This is a genomic window from Parasphingorhabdus sp. W113 (assembly GCF_055693205.1).
In genome coordinates, this window is the sequence record NZ_CM146328.1 from 2,177,673 (window position 1) to 2,190,289 (window position 12,617).

Annotated in this window: 7 protein-coding genes and 2 tRNA genes; 6 read left to right on the forward strand and 3 right to left on the reverse strand. The window is 55.8% G+C overall.

Annotation, left to right across the window (positions count from 1 at the left end; genetic code table 11):
• Positions 1–69: 69 nt before the first annotated feature.
• The 6 genes from ACZ1GS_RS10500 to ACZ1GS_RS10525 all read left to right on the forward strand — a co-directional run bounded on the left by ACZ1GS_RS10500 (position 70) and on the right by ACZ1GS_RS10525 (position 6,242).
• Entirely contained in the window at positions 70–1,383 is a 1,314-nt protein-coding gene (locus ACZ1GS_RS10500) for a replication-associated recombination protein A (protein WP_472695141.1), read from the forward strand.
• Positions 1,384–1,402: 19 nt separating this feature from the next.
• On the forward strand, positions 1,403–2,785 hold the full coding sequence (locus ACZ1GS_RS10505; protein WP_472695142.1) for a serine hydrolase domain-containing protein: 1,383 nt from the start codon (positions 1,403–1,405) through the stop codon (positions 2,783–2,785).
• Positions 2,782–3,771: an NADPH:quinone oxidoreductase family protein gene (locus ACZ1GS_RS10510; RefSeq protein ID WP_472695143.1), complete on the forward strand. Its 990-nt coding sequence runs from the start codon at positions 2,782–2,784 to the stop codon at positions 3,769–3,771. Before ACZ1GS_RS10505 ends, ACZ1GS_RS10510 begins: the two co-directional genes overlap by 4 nt.
• Before the next feature lie 136 nt (positions 3,772–3,907).
• Complete coding sequence (locus ACZ1GS_RS10515; RefSeq protein WP_472695144.1) at positions 3,908–5,155, forward strand: mechanosensitive ion channel; 1,248 nt, start codon at positions 3,908–3,910, stop codon at positions 5,153–5,155.
• 84 nt (positions 5,156–5,239) lie between these two features.
• Entirely contained in the window at positions 5,240–6,112 is an 873-nt protein-coding gene (locus ACZ1GS_RS10520) for a hypothetical protein (protein ID WP_472695145.1), read from the forward strand.
• A 54-nt stretch (positions 6,113–6,166) separates the two neighbouring features.
• Positions 6,167–6,242 (forward strand) — tRNA-Thr (locus ACZ1GS_RS10525).
• A 228-nt stretch (positions 6,243–6,470) separates the two neighbouring features.
• Here the strand turns inward: ACZ1GS_RS10525 and ACZ1GS_RS10530 are convergent.
• The 3 genes from ACZ1GS_RS10530 to ACZ1GS_RS10540 form a co-directional block, all read right to left on the reverse strand.
• Entirely contained in the window at positions 6,471–9,332 is a 2,862-nt protein-coding gene (locus tag ACZ1GS_RS10530; RefSeq protein ID WP_472695146.1) for a TonB-dependent receptor, read from the reverse strand.
• 262 nt (positions 9,333–9,594) lie between these two features.
• On the reverse strand, positions 9,595–12,126 hold the full coding sequence (locus tag ACZ1GS_RS10535) for a TonB-dependent receptor (RefSeq protein ID WP_472695147.1): 2,532 nt from the start codon (positions 12,124–12,126) through the stop codon (positions 9,595–9,597).
• 293 nt (positions 12,127–12,419) lie between these two features.
• A tRNA-Leu gene (locus tag ACZ1GS_RS10540) sits at positions 12,420–12,504 on the reverse strand.
• Between the last annotated feature and the right edge of the window lie 113 nt (positions 12,505–12,617).

Consider the following 12,617-nt stretch of genomic DNA (forward strand, 5'->3'; position numbering starts at 1 on the left):
ACTGAAAAGACCAGATGGCGGCACAAAACCGGCTGGCTTTCGCGGGGAAAAACGGCATAGTCTATCCGCATGAACGACCTGTTCCTCTCCGATGCAGCCGACAAAACCGATAGCGCCGAAACGGCGCCGTTGGCGGAACGGTTGCGGCCGTCGACCCTTGCTGAAATAGTCGGACAAGATCAGCTGGTTGGCGAGGATGGCGCGCTCAAGCGCATGGTCGATGCCGGAAAACTGTCCTCGATCATATTCTGGGGACCACCAGGCACTGGCAAAACCAGCCTCGCCCGTCTGCTGGCCAACGAGACCGATCTGCACTTCGTAGCGATCTCAGCGGTATTTTCGGGTGTGGCCGAGCTGAAGAAATTGTTCGCCGAAGCCGAAATACGCGAGCGAACGGGGCAGAAGACCTTGCTTTTCGTCGACGAGATCCACCGCTTCAATCGGTCTCAACAGGATAGCTTTCTCCCCTATGTAGAAAAGGGCACGGTCATACTGGTCGGCGCGACCACCGAGAACCCGTCTTTCGAACTAAACGCCGCACTGTTGAGCCGGGCCCAGGTTCTGATCCTCAATCGCCTCGATGGCGAAGCGCTGGAGCAATTGCTGCAAAAAGCCGAACGGTTGGAAGGACAAGAGCTCCCGATCGACAAAGCCGCACGCGATGGACTCGTCGCCAGTGCGGATGGCGACGGCCGGTTTCTGCTCAATCAGGCGGAAACCCTGTTCAATCTCGATATTGCCGATCCTCTCGACCCCGCTGCGCTGGCGAAACTGCTCCATCGCCGGATGGCGGTCTATGACAAAGACCGTGAAGGCCACTACAACCTTATTTCCGCGTTGCACAAATCAATGCGCGGGTCAGACCCCGATGCGGCGCTTTATTATCTGGCGCGGATGCTGGTGGCTGGAGAACAACCGCTCTATGTGCTGCGCCGGATCGTGCGCTTTGCCAGCGAGGATATCGGTCTTGCCGACCCGCAAGCGCTGGTCCAGGCGATCGCCGCCAAGGATGCCTATGACTTTCTCGGCAGCCCGGAAGGCGAATTGGCGATCGTGCAAGCCTGTCTCTATTGCGCGACGGCGCCCAAATCCAATGCTGCCTACAAGGCCCAAAAGGCGGCCTGGAAATCAGCCAAACAAACCGGTTCACTCATGCCCCCACAGAATATCCTCAACGCACCCACCCAATTGATGAAGGATATCGGCTATGGCAAAGACTATGGCTATGATCATGATCAGGGTGACGGCTTTTCCGGCGACAATTATTGGCCAGAGGAAATGGAGGCATCCCGCTTCTACGCACCGGTCGATCGCGGCTTCGAGCATAAAGTGCGCGAACGTCTCGCCTATTGGAACAAATTGCGCGATGCGAAAGTCACATGAATCACGGAGAACATAGCGTATGACTCTTCAGCCCCTGGTCCCGTTGTTGCGCTTGGCCAAGATCAGCATGATATCTCTGCTTCTCTTGTCACCGGCCGTTTCCGCCCAGTCGACAGACGAGAGCGCGACCTATGATCGCGCTCTCGCGGCGGGTTACAAGGCGCAGTTTATCTGCTCGGGACTGTGGAATGGTGGCAAAACTCTAGCCGATATCGAAGCCGATGAATTGACTGGAATTTATGACCGCATTGCCGCGATTGTTCCGACGCTTGAAACCAGCATCGATGATCAGAAACGACAAGTCCGCGTAACCTATGACGACACAGCCTTCCCCCGGATTGCAGTCTGGCACCAAAAAAATGGATGTGTGGGCCTGCCCATTGGTTCGGACGGAACCCAGACTGGTAATCCCTTCACGCCGCGGACATTTGCCGATGATCGCCCTTGGCCAATGGGTGATCAGAATGCCCTGGCGCCCGATAGCGGGCTGTCCGTAAAAGTGGGTCCCATCGCCCGCCAGGCCTTTAATGCGAAAACCTATGGAACCGGCAGCAGGACAAGCGCCGTGGTGATCATCCAGAACAATCAGATTGTCGCCGAACATTATAAGACCGGTCACAATCTCCACACTGCGCAACGGACCTGGTCGGTTGCCAAATCCATCGCGGGCACGTTGATCGGGCATGGCGTCCAGCAAGGTTTTTCTGATGTGAACAGCCCGGCCAAGATTCTCCAATGGATGCAATATGGAGACCCGCGCGCCCAGATTACACTGGATCATCTGATGCGCATGGCCAGCGGCCTTACCAGCGATACCGCCGGCAACCGAACCGACCCAATCTATATGGGCGGCGCCAGCGTCACCGAGCGCGCTACAGCATGGCCGCTGCTGTACAAGCCCGGAGAACGGTTTCGCTATGCCAATAATGACACCCTGCTGGCGGTTCATGCGGCTCGTTCGGGACGCCTCGACCCACAGGAATTCTTTGAGAAACTGGGAATGACCCGAACCTATGCGGAAACCGACTGGCAGGGCAATTATATCCTGTCCAGCCAGGTCTGGACCACGGCGCGTGATCTGGGTCGCTTGGGCATGCTGTATCTGAACAACGGGGAATGGATGGGCGAGCGCCTGTTACCGGAAGACTGGCGCGCCTATGTCAGCGCACCATCGGGGCCCCAACCGGATCGCGAATTTGGCTATGGCGCGACCTTCTGGCTGATGAACCAGACCGAAGGCGTTCCTGCCGATACATTTGCCGGGTTCGGCAATCGCGGGCAATATCTCGTCATCATTCCATCGCGCAGCATTGTCATCGTCCGGCGCGGCTATGACACGCGTGATAGCCGGTTTGATATTGCCGCCTTCACCCGCGACATCGTGACGGCTCTGCACCCATGAGCACAACCTATCGCGCCGCTATTTGTACCGCCCTGACCGGACCGGATTCCATCCGCATTGAATCGCAAGTCGCACGCCCCTTGCAATCGCAGGAGGTCCGGATTGCGGTCCATGCGACCGGCCTCAATTTCCCCGATTTGCTGATGACCTACGGAAAATATCAGTTCCGCCCGGATCCGCCATTTGTTCCGGGCCTCGAAGTTGCGGGTGTGGTTTCCGAAGTAGGAGCCGCTGTGACCGATGTCGCACCAGGCGATCGCGTCATGGGCGGGAGCAAGGGCAACGGCTTTGCCGAGCAGATCATCCTTCCCGAGGCTGCGGTAAAAGCCCTTCCCGCTGCGCTCAGCTTTGCCGAAGGCGCCTGTTGGCACGGAGCTGCGGTCACCGCCTGGCATGCCCTGCACGACAAGGCCGATCTGCAATCCGGAGAAACAATTCTGATCCTGGGTGCAAGCGGCGGTGTCGGCATGGCGGCCGTCAAGCTGGCAAAGCACAAAGGCGCGACCGTTATCGCAACCGGCTCTACGGACCGAAAGCGGTCTGCGCTTGCGGATGCGGGGGCCGATCATTGTCTCGATCCGTCCGATCCCGATCTTGCCGCCAAGGCCAAAAAACTGACTGGTGGCAAAGGCGTGGACGTGGTGTTCGATCCGGTTGGGGGTGATCTCGCAATCACCGGTACGCGTGCGATCAGCTGGGGTGGCCGCTATTTGATCGTCGGCTTTGCGAGCGGCGATATCCCGTCCTTTCCGGCCAATCACGCGCTGATCAAAGGCTATAGCCTGATCGGCCTGCGGGCAGGCGAAAGCGCCCGCCGGGATCCGGTTCTCGCAGACGCTACCGGCAATGCGCTTGCTGAATTGGCCGAACAAGGGGTGATGCGCCCTTCGATTTCGCACGAATTTCCCCTCGAACGGGCAGCCGATGCGCTCCGCGTTCTCGAAAAACGCGCGGTTATTGGGCGCGCAGTCATCAACATCCTTTAGAATCCGGAATTTCGTGACCCGCCGTTACGCAAGATTACATATTTGCGGTGATTATCACGCACTGCACCCTGTTTATCATCTCCCGAACATGGTAACCCTTGGGCACAATTGAATTTAACACAATAGGGGAAAATAAATGGATGGTATGCGAATAGGAGACTATGCGCTCGACATGGAGCTCATGGTCGAATTGGGAGAAAAGGCAGGCCTCGCTCTGGCCGTTCTTCTGGTCACTTGGATCCTGGCAAAAGTTGCCAAATGGACATTTGCCAAACTGGTCGACAATGTCAGTTTTTTACAGCGCGACACCTCGTCAGGTGCATCCGTTGGTGAGTCACTCGGCAAGATCGTATCGCTACTCATCTGGCTGTTCGGTTTGCTCGTAATCCTGCGCGTTCTCGGACTTGGCGGCGTCGATGCGCCGATCCAGACCTTGCTCAACAGCATCATGGCCTTCATTCCGAACCTGCTCGGCGCAGCGATGATCTTCTTCATCGGTCTGGTCGTCGCACGCATTGTCCGGGATCTGATTGTCACGGCCTTGCAAACGGTCGATTTCGACAAATGGGCCAATCGCGGCGGTGTTGATACGGTTACCGGTAACACTCAGATCAGCAAGACTCTGGGCACGATCGTTTACGTCCTGATCATCATTCCGATTGCGATCCTGTCACTTGAAGCGCTGAAACTGGAATCGGTTTCGGGTCCGGCCAGCGACATGTTGCGGATGATTTTGGCCGCTATTCCGAATATTATTGGCGCAGCCATCATCCTCGGAATCGGTTATCTGATCAGCAAGTTCGTGGTTCAGATCGTCAAGGAAATCCTGCCAGGACTGGGTGTTGATCAATCGGTCGCGGCTATGGACATCCTGCCTGCCGGTACATCGCTGACGTCAATTGTCGCGCGTATCGCACAGATCGCCATCATGCTCTTCTTTGCGATCGCAGCGACCCGGATGCTGGGATTTGCCGAACTGACCAATATCCTTGATCAGATCCTTGAATTGGGTGGTCGGGTCATCTTTGGCGGCGTCGTCATCGGTGCTGGTTTCCTGATTGCCAATCTTCTGGCACGGGTTATCGGCGGCACCAGCGAAGGAACGATGGCAGCATCCATCATTCGCTATGCAGCGATCGTGCTGTTCACCTTCATGGGCCTCCAGTTCATGGGTGTTGGCGCAGAAATCGTCGAAACCGCCTTCATGGCACTGGTCATTGGTGGCGCGGCAGCAGCAGCGCTCGCCTTCGGCTGGGGTGGCCGGGACGTGGCTGGCAAGGTTCTTGAAGACCTGCGTGCCAATCCGCCGAAACCAAAGGCACCGGCTGCACGGAAACCAGCAGCCCGGAAGCCGGCGGCGCGGAAACCAGCAGCCAAAAAATAGGCTTGCACAAGCTGAATAAAGAAAGGGCGGGCTGGATAAGCCTGCCCTTTTCTTTTGCGGGTGTGATCGCGTAGAGCTCTGATCATGCGTTGCTTTGAAAATTTTGCCTGCGTCGATTGGTCCGGTGCCAAGGTTGAGCGCCCCCCTGGCATTGCGGTGGCGACCCTAGGGCGCGATGGCCCGCCAGCCCTGTTACAACCGCAACCCCGCTGGTCGCGCGAAGATATCCGCGACTGGTTGCTGCGACTGCATGCGGATCAAAGCGACATATTGATCGGCTTTGATATGTCGTTCGCGCTCCCTTTTCACGATATCGGCGGCTATTTCCCGGAATGGCAAGGCAGCCCGAGGAACGCAAAACAGCTCTGGCAAACCGTTGACAGGTTGGCGGTGGAGGATGACCATCTGAGCGTCTCCTCCGTGCTGCAGCATCAGGAGATATCCCGCCATTTCCGTCACAGCCGCGATCAGGTCGGGGACCTGTTTACCGGCGGTACCGGACGCTTGCGTGTGGTGGAACATCATCAACGCGTCGAGAAACAGGGCAATAGCGCGAGTTGCTTTAACCTGGTCGGCGCAGCGCAGGTCGGCAAGTCGAGCCTGACCGGTATGCGCCTGTTGCACCAGTTGGGCGGTGTGATCCCGATCTGGCCGTTCGATCCGATCCCTGCCAGCGGACCGATGATCATCGAAATCTACACCAGCATCGCGGCCCTGGCCGCCGGGCTACCGAGGGGACGCAGCAAAATACGGGATCGCGAGACATTGGAATCCGCCCTCAATCATCTTGGAACTGCCCTGCCGGCAGCGCTGTCCAAATATGATGATCACAGCACCGATGCGCTGATTACGGCGGCATGGATGAAACAGGCCAGTGCTGATCCGGCATTATGGTCCCCTGCCCCAATGTCGCAACAAGTTGCGCAAAAAGAGGGCTGGACCTTTGGTGTTTTTTGACGCAAAGAGCGCCCGTTATCGGGATTGTCATCACGACAGGCCCGCAAAACCAGCGCCGAATTAGCTCAGCTGGTAGAGCAACCGCCTTGTAAGCGGTAGGTCATCCGTTCGAGTCGGATATTCGGCACCATTTTTTCGGATCTAAGTTCGTCCGGGGGACGAACGACCGAAAAAATCCCGCAGCGCAAGCAAGGGTAATCGCCGATAGGGCTAGCCGTCAGCTTCAATCCCCTACCAGTCACCAATATCTCAGCACCTCTTCTCGCAACCTCGCGGTACGCGTCTTCCACCCCACCTCCCGCTCAAAAAAAGCCCCGCCAGTTGCCTGGCAGGGCTTTCTTCAAAGGTGACGAACCAACTAGAACTTGATGCCGGCGCCAATGCCATAGCGGCGTGGATCCAGCGTAAAGATATTCGTGAACAAGCCTGAAGAGGCATCGGTCAGATACAGACCCGTGGTCGAGTTGCTGTCGAAAATATTCTGGATGAACGCCCGGACAAACCACTTGTCGTCATTGCCGTTCAGCTGGATCGAAGCATTGGCCTGGGTAAAGCCTTCGATCTTGTTGACATTTCCGTTGAACACGCTGCCAAACTGATCACCCGTATAGGCTACATCGAGGCGTGGGACCAAGGTCCAGCCGCTATCAAAGTTATGCGTGTACTGAACACCAGCCGACACTTTCGCAACCGGCGCCTGAGGCAGTGCATTGCCACGCAGGTTAACCTGAACACCAGGGCTCAGAACCGTCAGACCGGCCGCATCGAAGCCAGCGCCAATCGCCGCTGCTTGCCCTTCGAGCACCGCACAGATGCCGAACGCGCCGGTCGAAGCGATTCCGCCATCGGCTGGGAATGCCGTGGTGCCTTGAAGCCCAAGACCGCCATTAATTGCATTCACAAAGGCGTTGGCACCAGCCGCATTCCCGGCAGTACCCGGAACGACAGCACAGTTAGCACCATTGGTGATATCCTTGATGATCACGGCATCCGCACGGCCACCACCTGGATCCCGCGGGTTGCTGAACAGCTGATCGCCAACCACTTTGGTTTTCAGATAACTGAAGCCCATGTTGATCAACCAGTCCGGGTCGGGACGGATGACGCCTTCCAGTTCGACACCGTAAATATCGGCATCGATCGTGTCATTGACCGAGGTCCGGGCAATGATCCGGCTCAGCTGAAGTCCTTTATATTTATAGTAGAACGCGGTTGCATTGAGCACCAGCGCGCCATTGCCGAACACGTTTTTCGAACCAATTTCAAACGCATCAATTTGCTCGGGACCGAATGATTCCGAAACCTGGAAAATCGGCTGCAGCGGCGGGTTGATGCCGCCTGACTTATAGCCGCGCGAATAAGACGCATAGAGCAGATTATCCGGCGTCATCTGCCAATCGATAACGAAGCGGCCGGTAATCTCGTCAAAGGCTACGTTGCGCGATTGGACCAGTTGATTGCCCGGCGTACCAGGATCGGCATCAAAGGCCCCGACAAATGGTGAGTCAAAGGCATTCCCGGTCTGACCAAAAGGCACCAGGAAACTGGCGAGCGTCGAGCGCGCCGTGATCGACTTCTTGTCATTATTGTAGCGCAGGCCACCGGTAATCTTGACGGTGTCCGAGATGTCAAAATAAGCTTCCCCGAAAATACCGTAGGATTCCAGTTTGAAGTCCTGTGTGTTGTTGCGGAAAAACGGCGTGCCCAGATATCCGGCACCGCCACCGAGCACACCAGCAATATAGTCAATCGCGAAGGTGTTCACATAGTAGCTATTCTGTCCCAGATTATTCTCTGCATAGATACCACCGAGAAGGAAGTTAAACGGTCCATCCAGGTCGGAGCTGATAATGCCTTCGATCGACCATGAGGTGTTGTCCTGGTCGGAACGGTCGAGCGAAATCGGCGTGTCGGCACAAATCCGGTTGCCGCCGAAGCTACCCAGTCCGGTTGGGTCGGTCTCGGACGTACACAGCTGGGTTCCGGACGTCACCGCATCGAGAACCGGCTGGAATGCACCCAATGGCCCCGCTCCGCCCGCAGACAGCGCGTTGAACGTGGCCAGTGCCGCGTCAATATCAGTTCTGGTCAGGACCGACGTGTTATAATCCTGACGAGAGTCGACCTCGGTTTCTTGATAGGTGCCGGTAATGGCGACATTGACAGGGCCAAAATCATGCTCGATATGCGCCTGCAATTGCAGTTCGTCGGTGAAATATTCCGGTGTGAAGTCGGTCCGCACCTGACGCACATCATTGGGTTCGTCGAAGCCGGCATGGCCATCGGGACCATAGAGGCTGTTCAGGCCCAGCGCGCCGGGCAAACCGTTAATGGCAAAAAATTCGGACGATCCCAACGTGCCGGTAAAGGTCGCGTTGGTATTGACCTTGTCAAAATCTCGCCGATTGTTGAGACAACCGAGAACGCCGGTCGGGTCGCGCTGACAAAGTTGTTTCTGGATCCGCGCACGGTCGTCATCTTCCCGGAAATAATAGGCCATCAGGTCGATCGTGGTATCTGGTGTCGGCTCCCATTTAATCGATCCGCGAACCGCAAACATGTCGCGACCGTCAATCCGGCTGTTGTCGAACAGATTCTCGGTATAGCCGTCCCGGTTGAGGTAAAAGCCCGCGACCCGGACGCCCAGTGTATCGCCGAGCGGTACGTTGATCATGCCTTTGAGCTTGATCGACTGAAAATTGCCATATTCGCCTTCGAGAGACGCTTTGAGTTCGTCCAGTTCCGGCTTGGCAGTGACCACATTGACCACACCTGAGGTCGCGTTCCGGCCAAATAATGTTCCTTGCGGACCACGCAGAACCTCGACCCGCTCGAGGTCAAAATATTCGGTTTCAAACAGCCGCGTGCTGAACAGCGGGGCGTCGTTGAGGTGGATCGCGGTTGCAGAATCGCATGACACGCCGACGCACAGATCGCCAATGCCGCGAATGGTAAAGCTGGATGCAGTGAAATTGCTTTTGGTAAACGAGACGTTGGGCAAGGTCAGCTGCAGATCCGAAGCATTTTCAATCTGCTGGGCTTCGAGCGCTTTGGAATCAAAGGCCGAAACCGCGATAGGTACTTCTTGCAAACTTTGCGCCTGGCGCTGGGCTGTCACGATGATCACATTGTCATCAACGCCCTCTTCTTCCGCTTGCGCCCATGCTGGTGTAGCCACGGCGGATATAGCTGTGGCGGCTAATAATAACGATTTACGCATCTCTCTCTCCCAATCCCTTTTTACATGGACAGTGAAGCTTTTGCTCATCTCTCCATTGCCCCGACTGTCAACTAATCGATCGATTAAGTCCAGACCGAAATAACAAAAATGCACATGCACGTTACATTTTTGCACCTATACCGACCCGATTGTTGAAATTTCCTTGCCGGTGTCAGCCGTTCTCAAGCACAAAAAAACCCCGCCAGTCGCCTGGCGGGGTTGTTTTTCTGGGTGCCGGGACAGTCCCGGCTGCCGTCGTTCGCTAGAACTTGTAGCGCGCCGTGATACCATAGGTCCGCGGCTGGCTCGGATAGCCGCTGATGCTGCCAGCCTGAGCAACCGATGGGAAAATCGTCGTCAGATATTGCGCATTGGTGAGGTTCCGTCCGTAAACAGACAGTTCAAAACCGTTGACATGCTGGAAGGTCAGCGAGGCGTTCACCTGATTGACTTCCCGCTGGAAGCTCTCTGCAAAGCCTGGCGCAAAACCGGTCAAGCCGTCCACCAGATTGACAGCGCTTTCATAGAGATAGTCACCACGGGCGATCACTTTCGAACCGCTGTCAAATTCGTGCGTATAGGTCGCACCCATCGAAGCCGAGATACCTGGGATACCGGCTGGGGTTTCACCAGAGATGTCACCAAAGGTCGAGTTCACGAAGCTGTCGTAATTCGGCTCGAGATAGGTCACGGCCAGGAACAGTGTCAACGGATCAACCGGTGTTACGGTGCCGTCAAACTCGAAACCGAAGGTCGACTGCTCACCAGCATTGGCCAGAGCAAAGCCGGTGCCGGTGAAGACATTGCTTTGGAATCCCTGGATGCTCTGCTGGAATACCGCAAAGTTCAGCGCCGCATAGTCGAACTGTGCCTTCAGACCGATTTCATAGACCTCGGAATTTTCCGGACCTGCGAAACGGGAGCCCGATACCAGGTTAGGCGTATTGAGCCCCGCGGTTGTCAGCGCCGCAATATCGGAAGCCAAAGGACGGCTGTCCCGCGACAGGTTGATGGAGCTTGCCTTGAAGCCGGTCGCATATGTCGCATAGACGTTCAGATTTGGAGCCAGTTCGAGCGAAGCCCGGATCGACCATGCGAAATCGTCATCATCGGTGCGGCCATCCTCGACCGAGTTAGGCACGTTCACAAATGGCGGAAGGAATTGAAATCCTTTCAAGCCACCCAGCGGGTTTGCACTCGAGCCATCGGGCAAGGTGATCGTTGGGTTGGCAGCCAGAAACGCGGCCGTTGCCGGATCAACACCACCGCCGATCAGCAAAGCTTCCCGGAATGGTGTATATTGCGGCGCGTCCAGATCGATGCTGGAGAACACATCCGAAGACACGACATTGGTCGAGAACTGCTTCTTGTCATTGGTATAGTTGAAGCCGCCGGTGACAGTCAGGGAATCGGTAATTTCGACGTCCACGGTGCCGAAGATCGAATAGGCTTCGTTGCTAAACTCGAAACCTTCAACCAGTCCGTCGCCGCCGCGGAAAAACGCTCCGAGATATTGTGCCGGATTGCCATCAAGCGCACCGAGCGTTCCTTCGAGCAGTCCGACGTTCAGACCGCCGCCGGATGCGGCTTGAACCAGCGCATCGCCATAAGCGCGGAATTGGCTGCCAAAGAAGAACTCATTATTCTGATCGATATTCTCATCAAAATAATAGCCGCCCAACAGGAAGTTGATCGGGCCGTCAAAATCCGACGCCAGACGCAATTCCTGGGTAAAGGTCTTGATGCCGACATCGGCAAAGTTGCGACCGACCAAATCAGCAGCGGTGAAATCCGAGTCCTGATTGGTCTGGGAATCAACCCGGCGATAGGCGGTGATCGATGTCAGGTTGAGGGCACCGAAGCTATAGTCAATCTGACCGGAAACGCCGTAATTTTCAATCTCGTTGGTCGACAGGAAGTTGTTGAAAACGTCAAACGAGAATGGGTTTTCAGCATCGATACCAGTGCCGCCAGCCAGCGCGTTTACGATCGCACCGGTTGGCCCGTTGGTCACATTCGCTGCGATACAGCAATTTTCATCAATACTGTCATAGTCCGCGATCAGCCGAACCGAAAGATCATTGGACGGCTCGAAATAGAGCTGCGCCCGGGCGCCATAGCGATTACGATCGTTGACGTCCGTATTGAGCGCGAGATCGTCAGCATAGCCGTCGCGACGGTTATAGTTGCCGGCTAGGCTGAACGCGACTGTATCAGTAATCGGGCCTGTGATATCGGCTTTGGCGACAACCGTGTTGTAATTGCCATAAGTCAGCGAGGCAGAACCGCCAAATTCAAATTGGGGCTTTTGCGTCACGACGCTGATAACACCGGCAGAAGCGTTTTTGCCGAACAGGGTTGACTGCGGACCGCGCAGAACTTCAATCCGCTGGACATTGGGAAGGTCACCAATCTGGGCCGCGGAACGCGAACGGTAGACACCGTCAATAAAGACGCCAACCGATGGCTCGATGCCGGCGTTATTGGCGCCATTACCAAAGCCGCGAATGACGAAGTTGGTATTGGCCGAGCTTTGCAGCTGGGAAACCCGCAAGGATGGAACAACCGTCTGCAAATCAAGCAGATCACGGATTTCGGCTTGCTCGATGGTTTCGGCGGTGGTCACCGAAACGGCGATCGGAATTTCCTGCAAAGTCGTTTCGCGCTTGGATGCGGTCACGATGATGACGTTATCGTCAAAAGCTTCTTCATCCTGCACCTCTTGGGCATAAGCAGGCACAGCAGAAACCAGACCACCGATAGCGGTGGCAGTCAAAAATTTAGTCAATTTCATTAATATACTCCTGAGGCCGAGCTTCAACAGCTTCGGTCTATTTGCAAAGTTGTCCTCCAACTGCGTATTTTCCTGTCGAAAAATCGCCCAAAAGTCCAGCAAATCCGGTCTGTAAGGCCGATTCTGCCAGCGTTATTTTGGCGGCCAATCGGAAATCGTTGCAACAAAGTCACAAATGCAACCAGTTGTCCGGACAAGTATTTTCAACCCACCAATCACCAATCAACTTTACGCCTGGAACCGCTTCGGAAAAACTTCAAATAACGAGAGATTAATAACAATATAGCAAAGCTTGGTGCCCCTGGCCCGACTCGAACGGGCACTCCTTGCGGAACTCGATTTTGAGTCGAGCGCGTCTACCAATTCCACCACAGGGGCCCCTGCGAAACGCTGCGCAATCTCGCAGCGTTGAAATCGACGCTCTGTTAGCGAAGACTATTTGCGCTGGCAATGGTTTTGCTCACGGAAACCCAAAAGGATGCCTATTAGAT

Excerpts from the sequence above, each read along its gene's own strand:
- ACZ1GS_RS10535 (WP_472695147.1), bottom strand. The coding sequence starts at position 12,126 with ATGAAATTGACTAAATTTTTGACTGCCACCGCTATCGGTGGTCTGGTT.
- ACZ1GS_RS10520 (WP_472695145.1), top strand. The coding sequence starts at position 5,240 with ATGCGTTGCTTTGAAAATTTTGCCTGCGTCGATTGGTCCGGTGCCAAG.
- ACZ1GS_RS10505 (WP_472695142.1), top strand. The coding sequence starts at position 1,403 with ATGACTCTTCAGCCCCTGGTCCCGTTGTTGCGCTTGGCCAAGATCAGC.
- ACZ1GS_RS10515 (WP_472695144.1), top strand. The coding sequence starts at position 3,908 with ATGGATGGTATGCGAATAGGAGACTATGCGCTCGACATGGAGCTCATG.
- ACZ1GS_RS10530 (WP_472695146.1), bottom strand. The coding sequence starts at position 9,332 with ATGCGTAAATCGTTATTATTAGCCGCCACAGCTATATCCGCCGTGGCT.
- ACZ1GS_RS10510 (WP_472695143.1), top strand. The coding sequence starts at position 2,782 with ATGAGCACAACCTATCGCGCCGCTATTTGTACCGCCCTGACCGGACCG.
- ACZ1GS_RS10500 (WP_472695141.1), top strand. The coding sequence starts at position 70 with ATGAACGACCTGTTCCTCTCCGATGCAGCCGACAAAACCGATAGCGCC.